At 58.4% G+C, this 15918-nt stretch carries 14 protein-coding genes; 10 read left to right on the top strand and 4 right to left on the bottom strand.

The genetic code is table 11. The features are described from left to right. From JTA15_RS12770 to hycI, 6 genes are all read left to right on the top strand, one after another. On the top strand, window positions 1–924 hold the full coding sequence (locus tag JTA15_RS12770; RefSeq protein WP_219372369.1) for a respiratory chain complex I subunit 1 family protein: 924 nt from the start codon (window positions 1–3) through the stop codon (window positions 922–924). A gap of 15 nt (window positions 925–939) precedes the next feature. Further along, a complete protein-coding gene (gene hycE / locus JTA15_RS12765; protein ID WP_020883834.1) occupies window positions 940–2649 on the top strand; it encodes a formate hydrogenlyase subunit HycE in 1710 nt (569 codons plus the stop codon). 94 nt (window positions 2650–2743) lie between these two features. Then, complete coding sequence (locus JTA15_RS12760; protein ID WP_014171363.1) at window positions 2744–3286, top strand: formate hydrogenlyase complex iron-sulfur subunit; 543 nt, start codon at window positions 2744–2746, stop codon at window positions 3284–3286. Continuing rightward, entirely contained in the window at window positions 3286–4053 is a 768-nt protein-coding gene (locus JTA15_RS12755) for an NADH-quinone oxidoreductase subunit B family protein (protein WP_014171362.1), read from the top strand. The genes JTA15_RS12760 and JTA15_RS12755 overlap by 1 nt, the downstream gene beginning before the upstream one ends. Further along, complete coding sequence (locus tag JTA15_RS12750; protein ID WP_063213982.1) at window positions 4050–4460, top strand: formate hydrogenlyase maturation HycH family protein; 411 nt, start codon at window positions 4050–4052, stop codon at window positions 4458–4460. Before JTA15_RS12755 ends, JTA15_RS12750 begins: the two co-directional genes overlap by 4 nt. Then, window positions 4453–4908, top strand: a complete 456-nt coding sequence (gene hycI / locus JTA15_RS12745; protein ID WP_014171360.1) for a hydrogenase maturation peptidase HycI — start codon at window positions 4453–4455, stop codon at window positions 4906–4908. Before JTA15_RS12750 ends, hycI begins: the two co-directional genes overlap by 8 nt. Before the next feature lie 87 nt (window positions 4909–4995). On the opposite strand, the gene JTA15_RS12740 is transcribed toward hycI, so the two are convergent. Both JTA15_RS12740 and ascF read right to left on the bottom strand, forming a co-directional pair. Continuing rightward, window positions 4996–6420, bottom strand: coding sequence for a 6-phospho-beta-glucosidase (locus JTA15_RS12740; protein WP_020883838.1), 1425 nt, complete (start codon window positions 6418–6420; stop codon window positions 4996–4998). Between the two features lie 18 nt (window positions 6421–6438). Then, complete coding sequence (gene ascF, locus JTA15_RS12735) at window positions 6439–7890, bottom strand: PTS cellobiose/arbutin/salicin transporter subunit IIBC (RefSeq protein ID WP_219372368.1); 1452 nt, start codon at window positions 7888–7890, stop codon at window positions 6439–6441. Window positions 7891–8104: 214 nt separating this feature from the next. Between ascF and JTA15_RS12730 the strand changes: the two genes are divergently transcribed. The 4 genes from JTA15_RS12730 to JTA15_RS12715 all read left to right on the top strand — a co-directional run bounded on the left by JTA15_RS12730 (window position 8105) and on the right by JTA15_RS12715 (window position 13054). Beyond that, a complete protein-coding gene (locus tag JTA15_RS12730) occupies window positions 8105–9118 on the top strand; it encodes a LacI family DNA-binding transcriptional regulator (RefSeq protein WP_020883840.1) in 1014 nt (337 codons plus the stop codon). Between the two features lie 134 nt (window positions 9119–9252). After that, window positions 9253–9798, top strand: coding sequence for an electron transport protein HydN (hydN, locus tag JTA15_RS12725; protein WP_047743814.1), 546 nt, complete (start codon window positions 9253–9255; stop codon window positions 9796–9798). A 6-nt stretch (window positions 9799–9804) separates the two neighbouring features. Beyond that, the gene (gene hypF, locus JTA15_RS12720; protein WP_219372367.1) at window positions 9805–12030 is read left to right on the top strand and encodes a carbamoyltransferase HypF; all 2226 of its coding nucleotides are present in this window, start codon (window positions 9805–9807) and stop codon (window positions 12028–12030) included. Window position 12031: 1 nt separating this feature from the next. Beyond that, window positions 12032–13054, top strand: a complete 1023-nt coding sequence (locus JTA15_RS12715; RefSeq protein ID WP_050737214.1) for a HoxN/HupN/NixA family nickel/cobalt transporter — start codon at window positions 12032–12034, stop codon at window positions 13052–13054. A gap of 121 nt (window positions 13055–13175) precedes the next feature. Here the strand turns inward: JTA15_RS12715 and norW are convergent, their stop codons facing one another. Together norW and norV are read right to left on the bottom strand one after the other, a co-directional pair. Then, window positions 13176–14309 (bottom strand): NADH:flavorubredoxin reductase NorW, encoded by a 1134-nt coding sequence (gene norW / locus JTA15_RS12710; protein ID WP_219372366.1) that lies wholly within the window; start codon window positions 14307–14309, stop codon window positions 13176–13178. Further along, window positions 14306–15745, bottom strand: coding sequence for an anaerobic nitric oxide reductase flavorubredoxin (gene norV / locus JTA15_RS12705; RefSeq protein ID WP_025203384.1), 1440 nt, complete (start codon window positions 15743–15745; stop codon window positions 14306–14308). The genes norW and norV overlap by 4 nt, the downstream gene beginning before the upstream one ends. Window positions 15746–15918: the final 173 nt, after the last annotated feature.

The following is a 15918-nucleotide window of genomic DNA, read 5'->3' as shown; positions in this document are numbered from 1 at the left end:
ATGAGTCTGTTACTGGCAATACTTCAGGCGCTGGTGCTATTTGCCATGGCGCCGTTGCTCTCCGGGGTGAGCCGCGTGGCGCGTGCCCGGATGCATAACCGTCGCGGGCCTGGTGTACTCCAGGAGTACCGTGATTTATTCAAGCTGATGGGACGTCAGAGCGTTTCCCCGGACGCGGCAGGGTGGGTCTTTCGCCTGACACCGTTTGTGCTGGCTGGCGTCATGCTCACCATCGCCACGGCGTTACCGGTCGTCACCGTCGGGTCGCCGCTGCCGGTGCTGGGCGATCTCATTACGCTTATCTACCTCTTCGCCATCGCGCGTTTCTTCTTCGCGATTGCCGGCCTCGATACCGGCAGCCCGTTTACCGGGATTGGTGCCAGCCGCGAGGCCATGCTCGGCGTGCTGGTTGAGCCGATCCTGCTGCTCGGCCTGTGGGTCGCTGCGCAGGTCGCGGGGTCAACCCATATCAGCTTTATCACTCATACCGTGTATCACTGGCCCGTGGACCGTTCCCTTCCGTTGCTTTTGGCGCTCTGCGCCTGCGCATTCGCCACGTTTATCGAGATGGGCAAACTGCCATTCGACCTCGCGGAAGCGGAGCAGGAGCTGCAGGAAGGTCCGTTGACTGAGTACAGCGGTTACGGCTTTGCGGTGCTGAAGTGGGGCATCAGCCTCAAACAGCTGGTGGTGCTGCAGATGTTTGTCGGTGTCTTCTTCCCGTGGGGGCAGATGACGCACTTTTCCGCGGCCGGCCTGGTGCTGGCGGTGGTCGCTGCCGCGCTCAAGCTACTTGTCGGCGTGCTGGTGATTGCCCTGTTTGAGAACAGCATGGCGCGTCTGCGTTTTGTGGCGACGTCGCGCATCACCTGGGCCGGTTTTGGTTTTGCATTTTTAGCGTTCGTCTCCTTGCTGGTGGCGTGATTAAAGAGAGTTTTTATGTCTGAAGAAAAGAAAGGTCAGCAGTATCTCGCCGCGTTGCACCAGGCCTTCCCGGGCGTGGTGCTGGAGGAGTCCTGGCAAACCAAAGACCAGATAACGGTGACCGTGAAAGTGAACTACCTGCCGGAAGTGGTGGAGTTTCTTTACTACCAGCAGGGTGGCTGGCTGTCGGTATTGTTCGGCAACGACGAGCGTCAGCTGTGCGGAAACTATGCGGTTTACTACGTGATGTCGATGGAGCAGGGCGAGAAGTGCTGGCTCACCGTGCGTGTCGAAGTGGATCCCAACAAACCGGAATACCCGTCTGTCACCCCGCGCGTGCCCGCCGCCGTCTGGGGCGAGCGCGAAGTGCGCGATATGTATGGTCTGGTCCCGGTTGGGCTTCCGGATGAGCGCCGTCTGGTGCTGCCGGACGACTGGCCAGACGAACTCTATCCCCTGCGCAAAGACAGCATGGATTACCGTCAGCGTCCGGCCCCGACCACCGACAGCGAGACTTACGCGTTCATCAATGAACTCGGCAGCAAAAAGAACAACGTGGTGCCGATAGGCCCGCTGCACGTCACGTCTGACGAGCCGGGCCACTTCCGCCTGTTTGTCGACGGCGAGAATATTATTGATGCCGACTACCGCCTGTTCTACGTCCATCGCGGGATGGAAAAGCTGGCGGAAACCCGGATGGGATATAACGAAGTGACGTTCCTCTCTGACCGCGTGTGCGGCATCTGCGGGTTTGCCCACAGTACCGCCTACACCACCTCGGTGGAGAACGGCATGGGGATTGTGGTGCCGGAACGCGCGCAGATGATCCGCGCCATCCTGCTGGAAGTGGAGCGTCTGCACTCGCACCTGCTGAACCTCGGTCTGGCCTGTCACTTTGTCGGTTTTGACTCCGGCTTTATGCAGTTTTTCCGCGTACGTGAAGCCTCCATGAAGATGGCGGAGATCCTGACCGGGGCGCGTAAAACGTACGGTCTGAACCTGATCGGCGGGATTCGTCGCGATCTGCTGAAAGATGACATGATCCAGACCCGCCAGCTGGCGCAGCAGATGCGTCGCGACGTTCAGGAGCTGGTGGATATGCTGCTCAGCACGCCGAACATTGAGCAGCGTACCGTCGGTATTGGCCGACTGGATCCGCAAATCGCCCGCGATTTCAGTAACGTTGGCCCCATGGTTCGCGCCAGCGGCCACGCCCGCGATACCCGCGCCGATCATCCGTTCGTCGGCTACGGCCTGCTGCCTATGACCGTGCACAGCGAGCAGGGCTGCGACGTTATTTCGCGTCTGAAGGTGCGTATCAACGAGGTCTTCACCGCGCTGAACATGATCGACTTCGGTCTGGATAATCTGCCGGGCGGTCCGCTGATGGTCGAGGGCTTCACCTACATTCCAAACCGCTTCGCGCTGGGGTTTGCCGAAGCCCCGCGTGGAGACGATATCCACTGGAGCATGACCGGTGACAACCAGAAGCTCTACCGCTGGCGCTGCCGTGCGGCAACCTACGCCAACTGGCCAACCCTGCGCTACATGCTGCGCGGCAATACGGTATCCGATGCGCCGCTGATCATTGGCAGTCTCGATCCGTGCTACTCCTGCACCGACCGCATGACGGTGGTGGATGTGCGCAAGAAGAAAAGCCAGGTGGTGCCGTACAAAGAGCTGGAGCGCTACAGCATCGAGCGTAAGAACTCGCCGCTGAAATAGGGGATTTTGTGCAGGCTGATGCCCTCACCCTGACCCTCTTTTTGATGAGAGATCCGGGGTGCGGAGCACAGGCAGCACACAAGCAGGAGTCAACATGTTTACCTTCATCAAAAAAGTGATCAAAACCGGGACGGTGACCAGTCGCTATCCGCTGGAGCCGATGCCGGTCGATAAAAACTTTCGCGGCAAGCCGGAGCACAACCCGCAACAGTGCATCGGTTGTGCTGCCTGCGTTAACGCCTGCCCGTCAAATGCCCTGACGGTGGAAACCGATCTGAAAACGGGCGAGCTGGCCTGGCAGTTCAACCTCGGGCGCTGCATTTTCTGCGGCCGCTGCGAGGAAGTTTGCCCGACGGTGGCGATCCGTCTTTCGCAGGAGTACGAACTGGCGGTCTGGAAGAAAGAGGATTTTCTGCAGCAGTCGCGTTTCGCGCTGTGCAACTGCCGTGTCTGCAAACGCCCGTTTGCCGTACAAAAAGAGATCGACTACGCCATCGCGCTGTTGCAGCACAACGGTGATGCCCGCGCGGAGCATCATCGCGAAAGCTTTGAAACCTGCCCGGACTGCAAACGGCAGAAATGCCTGCTGCCGTCGGACCGCATCGATATTACCCGTCATATGAGAGAGGCCAGCTGATGGAAAACCTGATCGGCCCACGCGACGCTAACGGCATTCCGGTGCCGATGACGGTGGAGGAATCCATCGCCAGCATGAAGGCCTCGCTGCTGAAAAACATTAAACGTTCGGCCTATGTGTACCGCGTGGACTGCGGCGGCTGCAACGGCTGTGAGATTGAGATCTTTGCCACGCTGTCGCCCCTGTTCGACGCCGAACGCTTCGGTATTAAAGTGGTGCCTTCGCCGCGTCATGCGGATATTTTACTGTTTACCGGTGCCGTCACCCGCGCCATGAGATCGCCAGCATTGCGTGCCTGGCAGTCCGCACCGGATCCAAAAATCTGTATCTCTTACGGTGCCTGCGGCAACAGCGGCGGCATCTTCCATGACCTGTACTGCGTCTGGGGCGGCACCGATAAAATTGTTCCGGTGGATGTCTACATTCCCGGTTGTCCGCCAACGCCTGCGGCCACGCTGTACGGTTTTGCCATGGCGCTCGGGCTGCTGGAGCAGAAAATACATGCCCGTGAACCGGGTGAACGCGACAACCAGGCTGCTGCAATTCTGCACCCGGATATGGTGCAGCCGCTGCGCGTGAAGGTCGATCGCACAGCGCGCCGGCTCGCGGGGTATCGCTATGGTCGCCAGATTGCCGACGATTATCTGCGTCTGCTGAGCCAGGGCGATCATCAGGTCACGCGCTGGCTGGAGGCGGAAAACGATCCTCGTCTTAATGAGATCGTCGCGAACCTGAATCAGGTGGTGGAAGAGGCGCGTATCCGATGAGTGAAACGGTGGTGTTCAGTCAGCTGAGCCGTAAGTTTATTGATGAGAACGATGCCACGCCGGATGCGGCGCAGCAGGTGGTCTATTACAGCCTGGCCATTGGGCATCACCTCGGGGTGATAGATTGTCTCGAAACGGCATTAAGCTGCCCGTGGCCTGACTATCTGGCGTGGATCGCCACGCTGGAGGAGGGCAGTACGGCGCGCCGCAAAATGGAAGGCGTGCCGAAGTACGGTGAGATCGTTATCGACGCCAACCACATTGCGATGCTCGCCAGTGCTTTCGACGCCGCGCTGAGCGTGCAAACCCCGCAGCAGCAGACCTGGAGCAAAATTTTGCTCAGCATGCTGCATGATATTCATCAGGAGAGTGCCATCTACCTGATGGTGAGGAGATTACGTGACTGATGTTTTACTGTGTGTCGGCAACAGCATGATGGGCGACGACGGCGCGGGCCCGCTGCTTGCACAAATGTGTGCCGCGCATCCGCAGGGTGAATGGGTGGTTATTGACGGCGGCAGCGCACCGGAAAACGATGTGGTGGCGATCCGTGAGCTGCACCCGGACAGGCTGCTGATTGTGGATGCAACCGATATGGGACTTAATCCGGGGGAAACCCGCCTGATTGATCCGGATGACATCGCCGAGATGTTTATGATGACCACCCACAATATGCCGCTGAACTATCTGGTCGATCAGATTAAAGACGATGTGGGAGAGGTATTGTTTCTGGGCATTCAGCCGGACATCGTTGGGTTTTATTATCCGATGACGCCGCCGGTGAAAGAGGCCGTCGAAGAGGTTTACTCCCGGCTTGCCGGATGGCGTGGGGACGGCGGTTTTTCCCGACTGTGAGCAGTGCCGGGTGGTGGTAGCTTCCACCCGGCCTGGACACCTCCTCGCCCGCATCCTGTGGGAGAGGGCGGGGGAGAGAGCAACAGGCTACGCCAGATCCGCGCCGTTACTTGCAATGACCTTCTTATACCACCAGAACGATTTCTTACGCGTTCTGTCCAGCGTACCGTTGCCCGCGTCGTCGCGGTCAACATAGACAAACCCGTAGCGTTTGCTCATCTCGCCCGTGGATGCGGCCACCAGGTCAATGCAGCCCCAGGTGGTGTAGCCCATCAGCGGCACACCGTCTTCTATGGCATCGCCCATCGCACGAATATGTTCGCGCAGGTAGCTGATACGGTAGTCGTCATTAATCTCACCGTGTTCATCCATGACGTCTTTCGCGCCGAGGCCGTTTTCCACCAGGAACAGCGGCTTCTGATAGCGGTCGTACATCATGTTCATGGTGATGCGCAGCCCCAGTGGGTCGATACCCCAGCCCCATTCGCTGACCTGGATGTGCGGGTTGCGCAGGGATTTCACGATATTCGCCGCATTGGTATTACTGGCGTTCATGTCCGCCGACGCGCAGCGCGAGGCGTAATAGCTGAACGACACAAAATCGACGGTGTTTTTCAGCAGTTCATCGTCGCCAGGGTCTTTGACAATCACTACCCCTTTTTCGCGGAACACGCGGGCAGAATAGGCCGGGTAGCTGCCGCGCGCCTGCACGTCGATAAAGAACAGGTTTTCGCGGTCTTTCTCCAGCGCCATCCACACGTCTTCCGGTTTGCAGGAGTAGGGGTAGAAGTTGCCGCCGGCCAGCATGCAGCCGACCTGGTTTTCCGGGTTGACCTCATGGGCGATTTTGGTCGCCAGGGCGCTTGCCACCAGTTCGTGATGCGCGGCCTGATATTTCACCTGATCTTCGTTCTCACCCTCTTCAAACACCAGCCCCGCGCCGGAGAACGGGCTGTGCAGCATGATGTTGATTTCGTTGAAGGTGAGCCAGTATTTCACCAGACCGTTAAATTCTTCGAAACAGGTACGGGCATAGCGGGCGAAGAAATCGACCATCTTGCGGTTGCGCCAGGATCCATACTCCGTGACCAGATGCATCGGTACGTCGAAATGGCACAGGGTGACCAACGGTTCGATGTTGTATTTTTTGCACTCTTCGAACACTGCGCGGTAGAAGGCAATCCCCTCTTTATTGGGCAGTGGCTCATCGCCGTTCGGATAGAGGCGGCTCCAGGCAATCGAGGTACGAAATACCGTAAAGCCCATCTCCGCCATCAGGGCGATGTCTTCTTTGTAGCGATGGTAAAAATCAATCGCCTCGTGGCTCGGGTAAAACTCGTCGTCACGCAACGTAAAACGTTTTTCCTTACCGACCTTCACCGCCAGACGATTCGCGCCGTGGGGGATCATATCGACCGTCGTCAGTCCTTTGCCGCCTTCACGGTAAGCCCCTTCACTCTGGTTGGCGGCAAGCGCGCCGCCCCATAAAAATCCTTGTGGAAAAACAGACATCTTTACCTCGCTATAAATTTAGACTTGTGCTGCTTTGGCCTGAACCGGAGCGCTCTGCAGGGCGCGTGCTTTCTCAGCGTCGTCTTCGACCGGGATATCTTCAAAACCTAAAATCAGGGTCAGAACAAACGAGAGCACAACCGCCAGCGCCATGACCCCGAATACCCAGACGATGGTCATCGGGTTGGCCGGATCGAAGAACTGTACGCTGGTAAACAGCCCCGGCGCCGCCATTGAATGGCTGGCAAGACCGGCTATGCCAGCCACTGCCCCGCAGATGAAGCCGCTGATAAGGCTCGCAATCAGCGGGCGTTTCAGGCGTACCGCCACACCATAGAGGGCAGGTTCTGAAATGCCTGCCATGATGGCAGAAGCCGCTGCCGCCAGCGCCGTCTGGCGCAGTTCCGGGTTTTTCGTTTTCCATGCCACCGCCAGCGATGAACCGCCGAGCGACAGGTTGGCTCCGATTTCCGACGGCATAACCATTCCCTCTTTGCCCGTCTCGGCAATGGTCTGAATGATCGTCGGCGTAAATACGCGGTGCATCCCGGTCATCACCAGCAGCGGCCAGAGGGCGCCCATAATGGCCACGGAGAGCCAGCCCAGATAGCCGTGAATAGTGTAGACCAGCGCTGAAATCGCGCTCCCGATCCAGATCCCGAGCGGCCCTATCAGCACAATGGCGAGCGGGGCGGCAATCAGAACGATCAGCATCGGTTTAAGGAAGTTTTTCGTGACCGCCGGCGTAATACGATCAACCCAGCGCTCGATGTACGACAGGCACCAGGTCATCACCAGCGCCGGGATGACCGTGTAGGTGTATTTCACTGCCGTCACCGGAATAAAGGCGAATTCAACGTGCTCGCCCTGTGCGGCTTTCGCCATCAGTTCGATAAAGCCCGGGTGTACCAGCACGCCCGCGATGGCAATCGCCAGCGACATGTTGGTTTTGAATTTCACTGCGGCAGAGGCGGCGACCATCAGCGGCAGGAAGAAGAACGCGCCATCGCCAATCAGCGTCAGAAGGGTGAGCGTCGGTGCCCCTTTTTCCAGGGCGCCGGTCATCTCCAGGATCATTGCCAGCAGTTTGACCATTGAACCGCCGATGATCGCCGGGATCAGCGGTGACATGGTGCCGATCAGCGCATCGAGGATCCCGGCACCGATGCGGCGCAGGGTCATTTTCTGCGAGCCTTCCGGTACGGCAGGCTGCAGGTCGGTGGGCAGCAGGCTTACCACTTCGCGGTAGGCCTGAGACACGGTGTTGCCAATGATCACCTGGCACTGGTTGTCGTTGCGGACCACGCCGAGCACGCCGTTAATGCTTTTCAGGCGCGGGGCATCGGTGAGGCTTTCGTCTTTGAGGACGAAACGCAGTCGCGTCATGCAGTGGGTGACGGCGACGATGTTGTCTCTGCCGCCGAGCGCGCTGACAACGTCATTCGCCAGCGCAGCGTAATTTTTGGCCATCGGATGTAATCCTGTTATCGTTGTGAGAAATGTAGGAAACCGGTTCCACATAATCATCAATAGTTTCTTTGAATGAAACAAGATCACATTTTGTACATTTTTTCATTTCGTGATGATGATCACCTGGAGGGGTAAAAAGCGTGATATCGCCGCTGCGACAATTTTTCTGCAGTGCAGTACACTGCGCCCTGGTAGTTTCAAACGGAAGATTACGATGACCACGATGCTTGAAGTCGCGAAGCGGGCAGGCGTTTCGAAAGCGACGGTTTCCAGGGTATTGTCGGGCAATGGCTACGTCAGCCAGGAGACCAAAGACCGGGTGTTTCAGGCGATTGAAGAGAGCGGCTATCGCCCGAATTTGCTGGCACGAAATCTGGCGACCAAACGTACCCAGACGCTGGGTCTGGTGGTCACCAACACCCTTTATCACGGCGTCTATTTTAGCGAACTGCTCTTTCACGCCGCCCGCATGACGGAAGAGAAAGGGCGGCAGCTGATCCTGGCGGACGGTAAGCACAGTGCGGATGAAGAGCGCGAGGCCATTCAGTATTTGCTCGATATGCGCTGTGACGCGGTGATCATTTACCCGCGTTTCCTGAGCGTGGATGAGATGGACGATATCGTTGAGAAATGCGAACAGCCGATTATGGTCCTTAACCGCCGCTTACGAAAAAACAGCAGTCACAGCGTCTGGTCAGATCATAAAGCCTCCTGCCAGGACGCCGTGTCGCAGCTGATTCAGAAAGGGCACCGGGAGATTGCGTTTATCACCGGTTCGCTGGATTCCCCCACGGGCGTTGAGCGTCTCTCGGGCTACAAAGACGCCCTGGCACAACACCAGATCCCGCTGCGCCCGTCGCTGATTGCGCAGGGGAAATGGAACCCGGCCAGCGGTGCGGCAGCGGTGTCTGAGCTGCTTTCGCGCGGTGAAACCTTCTCGGCGCTGGTGGCGAGTAATGACGATATGGCGATTGGTGCCATGAAACAGCTGCATGAGCGCGGGATCGCCACCCCGGATGCCGTGTCGGTGATTGGCTTTGACGATGTGGCCATCGCCCCCTACATCGTCCCCTCGCTCTCCAGCGTGCGCATTCCGGTGACGGAGATGATCAAAGAGACCATTAGCCGCCTGATCTTCCTGCTGGATGGCGGTGAGTTTAAGTACCAGCAAACCTTCTCCGGCGAGCTTATCCTGCGTGACTCGGTTACTGACGGGCCTCACCGCTGATGTCGACAGCTGTCATCGTCAGAAGTGACGATGACAGCCCTGCTTTCATTTTATAAACTTCATAAAATCAACAGGTTAATAATTGGCACGGTTTATGTATATCTCCGCGCAGGACTGTAATGCTGGAGAAGCAGATGAACCGTTTTATTATGGCCGATGCCAGTAAATGCATTGGCTGCCGTACCTGTGAAGTGGCGTGTGTGGTTTCCCATCAGGCGGAGCAGGATTGCGCGTCGCTCACCCCTGATACCTTTTTACCGCGGATCCACGTCATTAAAGGCGTGAATATCTCCACTGCCGCTATCTGTCGCCAGTGTGAGGATGCGCCGTGCGCTAACGTCTGCCCAAACGGGGCCATCAAACGTGAGAAAGGATTCGTGCATGTGATGCAGGAGCGCTGCATCGGCTGCAAAACCTGTGTGGTTGCCTGCCCGTACGGTGCGATGGAAGTCGTGGTGCGTCCGGTTGTGCGCAACAGCGGCATGGGGCTGAACGTGCGCGCGGAAAAGGCGGAAGCCAATAAATGCGATCTCTGCTACCACCGTGACGCCGGCCCGGCCTGTATGGAAGCCTGCCCGACGCACGCCCTGGTCTGCGTGGATCGCGACAAGCTTGAGCAGATGAGCGCGGAAAAACGTCGTCGTGCCGCGTTCGACACGTCATCGTCACTGCTGTTTTAAGTCGCGATGGGCGATAACGGCGTACAGTTGCGGGTGCGCGGCAAGGTGCAGGGGGTAGGGTTTCGTCCCTTCGTCTGGCAACTGGCGCATCAGCTACAGCTGACGGGTGACGTTTGTAATGACGGAGAGGGCGTGCTGGTGCGTCTCGCGGGTAATGGGGGGGCCTTTACCGCGAGGCTGCATCAGGACTGCCCACCGCTGGCACGTATCGATGCTGTCGACAGCCAGCCGTTCACCTGGGCAACGGTGCCGCAGGCGTTCACCATTCGCCATAGCGCGGGCGGAGCGATGGACACTCAGATTGTGCCGGATGCCGCTACCTGCCCGGCGTGCCTGGCTGAAATGCGTGATCCCCGAGCGCGGCGTTATCGCTATCCGTTTATCAACTGTACCCATTGCGGTCCCCGTTTTACCATCATTCGCGCCATGCCCTATGACCGCCCGGCCACGTCAATGGCGGCATTTCCCCTCTGTGAGCCGTGTGAAACCGAGTACCGCAATCCCGCTGACCGCCGTTTTCACGCGCAGCCGGTAGCCTGTCCGGATTGCGGACCTGAGCTGGAATGGCGCGCGGGCGAGACCGTTGCCACCCGCGAGTCTGCGCTGAGTGCGGCGGTCCACATGCTCAAACATGGCGGGATTGTCGCCATCAAAGGGCTGGGCGGTTTTCACCTTGCCTGTGACGCATCCAACGCGCAGGCGGTGGCAACCCTGCGGGCGCGCAAACAGCGCCCGATGAAGCCACTGGCGGTCATGATCCCGCAGGCGGAGGGACTGCCGGAATCAGTGCAAACGCTGCTGCGCTCGCCTGCAGCGCCCATCGTGCTCACGCCAAAAGCATGGTGTCCTCCGCTTCCTGACGCGATCGCGCCAGGGCTGGACACCGTTGGACTGATGCTGCCCGCTAACCCGCTACAGCATGTGCTGATGATGGACTGTCAGCGCGCACTGGTGATGACCTCCGGCAACCTCAGCGGGCGTCCGCCGGCCATCACCTGCCAGCAGGCACTGGATGAACTGGGCGACATCGCTGACGGATTCCTGCTGCACAACCGCGACATCCTGCAGCGTATGGATGATTCCGTGGTGGATCAGGACGGTATGATGCTGCGCCGCGCGCGCGGTTTTGTGCCGGATGCCATCACGCTGCCCGCCGGTTTCAGCGCTGTCCCGGCGATGGTGTGCACCGGTGCTGATATGAAAAATACCTTCTGTCTGGTGCGCGGTAACCAGGCGGTACTGAGTCAGCACTTTGGCGATCTGAGTGACGACGGTGTCGAGGCCCAGTGGCGTTCGGCGCTGTCGATGATGCAGCAGATCTATGCGTTTCAGCCGCAGCGCGTGGTATGCGACGCCCATCCGGGCTATCACGCCCGACAGTGGGCGCAAGCCCAGGCTTTGCCGATCGACACCGTGCTTCACCACCACGCTCACGCGGCGGCATGCATGGCAGAAAACGGCTGGCCGCTTGAGGGCGGAGATGTCATTGCCCTGACGCTGGATGGGATCGGCATGGGCGAAAACGGCGCGCTGTGGGGCGGAGAGTGCCTGCGGGTAAACTATCTCGACTGCGAACGTCTGGGCGGTCTGCCTGCGGTTGCGCTGCCGGGCGGGGACAGGGCTGCCATGCAGCCGTGGCGCAATTTACTCGCCCACTGCCTGGCGTTTGTGCCGGACTGGCAGCAGTACCCGGAAACGCGTGACGTTCAGCGGCAAAACTGGCCGCTGCTGGCTACGGCCATTCAGCGCGGTTTAAACGCGCCGCTGGCCTCATCCTGCGGCCGTCTGTTCGACGCGGTGGCCTGCGCGCTCGGCATCATCACGTCAGAAACCCAGAGCTACGAAGGTGAGGCCGCCTGCCGGCTTGAAGCGCTGGCCGCGCAGTGCCACAACGTTCAACACCCGGTTACGCTTCAGGCCGAAAACCTTACGCGCTTCTGGCAACAGTGGCTGAACTGGCAGGCGGAACCCTGCGAGCGGGCATGGGCGTTTCACGATGCGCTGGCGAAAGGGCTGGCGGAGCTTGTCACCTCCCATGCCCGGCGACTGGGGCTTTCCACCGTATGCTTCAGCGGCGGCGTGTTACATAACCGTCTGCTGCGCGCGCGACTGCGCCATTACCTCTCAGACTTCACGCTGCTTTTTCCTCATCATCTGCCGTCAGGTGACGGCGCTATCTCCTTCGGGCAGGCGGTAGTTGCTGCCGCCCGGTCATGTTCACAAAGGATGTAAAATGTTACGACTCTTACGCAATGAACCCCGCGCGGCGTTTCTGCTGCTGGCTCTGGTAATGGCAAATCTTCTGGCATGGGGCTGGGCATGGCAAACCTTCAGCGGCAGTACGGCGCTGATGGCCGCCAGCCTGCTGGCCTGGTGTTATGGACTCCGTCATGCGGTGGATGCCGACCACATCGCGGCCATTGATACCGTCACGCGTAAGATGATGCAGCAGGGTAAACGCCCTTCCGGCGTGGGGGCGTGGTTCTCTCTGGGACACTCCACCATTGTGGTGCTGGCCTCCATTGCCATTGCGGCCACCGCCACGGCGTTTCAGAAGAATATGGCATGGTTTCATGAAACCGGCAGCCTGATTGGCACCGCCGTTTCTGCAACGTTTCTGCTGGCGATGGCGATGGTCAATCTGGTGATTTTGCGCGGCGTGTGGCGTAATTTTCAGGCGCTGAAGAACGGTCAGGTCACGCGTGACGACATCACGCTTCCGGCATCAGGCGGAGTCATGAACTGGCTGTTTGGCGCAACGTTCCGCCTGGTGAACAAGAGCTGGCAGATGTACCTAGTCGGTTTCCTGTTTGGTCTGGGGTTTGATACCGCGACGGAAATCGGTGTGCTTGGGATTTCAGCCGCCAGCGCGTCAAACGGGATGTCAGTCTGGTCCATCATGATCTTCCCGGCGCTGTTTGCCAGCGGTATGGCGCTGGTCGATACCCTCGACAATCTGCTGATGGTCGGTGCTTACGGCTGGGCGTTTAATAAGCCGCAGCGCAAGCTTTACTACAACATGACCATCACCGGTACCTCTGTGGTGGTGGCGCTGTTTATCGGCGGGCTGGAAGCTCTGGGTCTGTTGATGGATAAGTTTGCCCTCAGCGGAGGCCTCTGGGATCGCATTGGCGCAGTTAATGACAACCTCGGTAACGCCGGGTTCGTGGTGGTCGGGCTGTTCGTTGCCTGCTGGCTGATTTCCATGATCAACTATCGCTGGCGCGGCTACGATGCGCTTGTCGTACGTTCCTGACGCGGCGTCTGAACATCATTGTCGTTATCTGGATAAACGACGTTGAAAAAAAAGCCCCGGGACATCGGGGCTGTGGACCATAAAATCCAAAGGTTACGTTAGCGTGGCAGGCGAATCAGCGTTAAGCGGGTAATGATTTCAGCAGAGCGAAAGCCTCCTTCATCCGGTCTTCGCTCACCACAAAGGCGCGCATCTGTCCTTCGCTGTCGCACCCACGAGCCACCATTCCCTGAGGTTCAATGGTGAGTTGCCAGTGCAGGTCCGGACGCTCGGTTTCGCCTGCCAGGTGCAGCGGGAGTGCCGGCGTTTTTACTTTTACCAGCATGGCGGGTAATTTCAGTGGCGCACTGCCGCCAGACAGGTTTTTCGCCAGGTACATGGCGCTCAGTTGAATGGGCTGCAGGAAGGGCAGGACCTGTCCGTTAATTTCAGCGCAGTCACCCAGGGCGTAAATATCGGGCTGCGTGGTTTGCAGGTAGCTGTCTACCTTCACGCCACGGCCTGTTTCCGCGCCGGCGCGATGCGCCAGCGCCGTTTCCGGACGCAGGCCCGTGGCGGCAACCACCACATCCACCTCAACGCTGCGGCTGCGGTCGAGCGTTGCATGAATCCCACTCCCGGTTTTCTTCAGGCTTTGCAGCTGGGATTTCAGCAGCAGATGTACGCCCATATCGGTCAGACGATGCTGTAAGCGACTACTTACTTCTGCGGGCATCAGCGCCGACAAAATGCTTGCCGCATGGTCGACCAGGGTGACGGATTTACCCGCCCGGCTAAAATCCATCGCCAGCTCTGTGCCAATCAACCCTGCGCCGACAATCATCACCCGCTTCGCGTCACGCAGCAGGGTTTCACTGGCCTGATACGCCTGCTGGCTGTTGAGGGTGATCATCAGTTCCCGGCCTTCCACCGGCGGGACAAAAGCAGACGCCCCTGTCGCCAGCACCAGTTTGTCGTACTGCCAGGTTTTGTCTTTTGCTTTTACCACATGGGCGGCGGCGTCGATATCGGTTATCCAGGTGTGCGGAAATAACCGCAGACTAAACTGTTCCGCGAACGCCGCCGCGGTCTGGCGGGTGAGGTCTTCGGCTCGCTGATTCTGGCTGATAACGTGGCTTAAATCAGGCTTGTTGTACTCGTCCATGCTGTCGGCGGCAATGAGCGTCAACGGCACGCGGGCATCTTGCTTGCGAATGTTTTTCACCAGCTGGCGGGCGGCAAAGCCCGAGCCGATGATAACGATACCGTTGTTCATTGTGCCTCCGTCGCCAGTTCGTCAAAGACCTCTTTTCCCAGGGAACATTCCGGGCAGAGGAAATTGTCCGGCACGTCGCTCCAGGGGGTACCGGGGGCAACATCCTGCAGCGGCTCGCCCTGTGCCGGGTCGTAAATCCACTGGCAGACGCTGCACTGCATGCGAGGGCCACCGTCAGCGACGGCTGTGGCGCAGGCTTGCTGCGGCGCGGGGTTTTTAGCGTTCATGTCGGGGAGCGGCGCGAGCGCCCACTGACGCGCAATGTCACGGCCATGCTGGCGGCACAATTCAAGCGCGTCGATGTCCGGGCGCCATTTCGCCTTCAGGCTCATGGACATCTCAAAACCGGCATCCTGCAAACGCGTGGAGAGCCGGTCTACTGCGCCGCCGCTCCAGCCGTGGGAGCCAAATGCACTGGCCCGTTTATTACGAAAGCGCAGGCCGGTCATCTCTTCCACAAGGCCCGCAATTTTCGGCATCATCACGTTGTTCATCGTGGAGGTGCCCACCAGCACGCCCTTGGAGCGGAAGACGTTGGTCAGGATCTCGTTTTTATCGCTACGCGCCACGTTGAAGATTTTCACCGCCACGTTCGGATCGACTTCGTTAATACCCTGCGCAATGGCGTCCGCCATCATGCGGGTGTTATTAGACATGGTGTCGTAGAAAAGCGTGATACGGTCTTCCTGGTAATCCGCGGCCCATTTGAGGTACAGCTCCACGATCTGGGTGGGGTTTTCGCGCCACACCACGCCGTGAGAGGTGGCTATCATATCCACGGGCAGGTTAAAGCCGAGGATTTCGGTGATTTTTGGCGTCACTAGACGGCTGAACGGCGTCAGGATATTGGCGTAGTAGCGCTGACACTGTTCGAACAGCTCGGTTTGATCCACTTCATCGTTGAACAGGCGCTCGTCACAATAGTGCTGGCCGAAGGCATCGTTGCTGAACAGCACCGCATCGCCGGTCATGTAGGTCATCATACTGTCGGGCCAGTGCAGCATCGGGGTTTCAACGAAGATCAGCTGTTTGCCGTTGCCGATATCCAGCGTGTCGCCGGTTTTGACGGTGTGGAAATTCCACTCCGGGTGGTGGTGATGGCCATTAATCGAGTCGATGGCGTTGGTGGTGCAGTAAATCGGGGTGTCGGGAATGCAGGACATTAACTCGGTCAGCGCCCCGGCATGATCCTCTTCCGCATGGTTAATGATGATGTAGTCGATATCCGCAAGATCGATTTCACTGCGCAGATTTTGCACGAACTCCCGGCTGAATTTGTGATCGACGGTATCGATGAGCACGTTTTTGCCTTCACGGATGAGATAGCTGTTGTAGCTGCTGCCGCGCAGCGTTTTGTACTCCGTTCCGTGGAAGTCCCGCACTTCCCAGTCACGTTGGCCAACCCAATGAATGTTATTTTTAACCAGAATAGACATAGCAACCTCAATTAATACGGCGTTTTTCAAATAAGATGTCTAGCCTTTATCAAGTTGCGTGCCAGTTTTTCATATTGCTGTTTTTTATGGTTTTTTAATTTTATCATCCGTAATGGGTAGTCAATATGACTATCTGATTTATGGTCATTGTGACAATATGAATGGTCAAAATG

The sequence above is a fragment of the Enterobacter sp. BIDMC 29 genome (assembly GCF_019378755.1).
Lineage (GTDB): Bacteria > Pseudomonadota > Gammaproteobacteria > Enterobacterales > Enterobacteriaceae > Enterobacter > Enterobacter ludwigii.
Note: the sequence above shows the minus strand (reverse complement) of the source record. Positions and strands in the feature narration are given on the sequence as shown.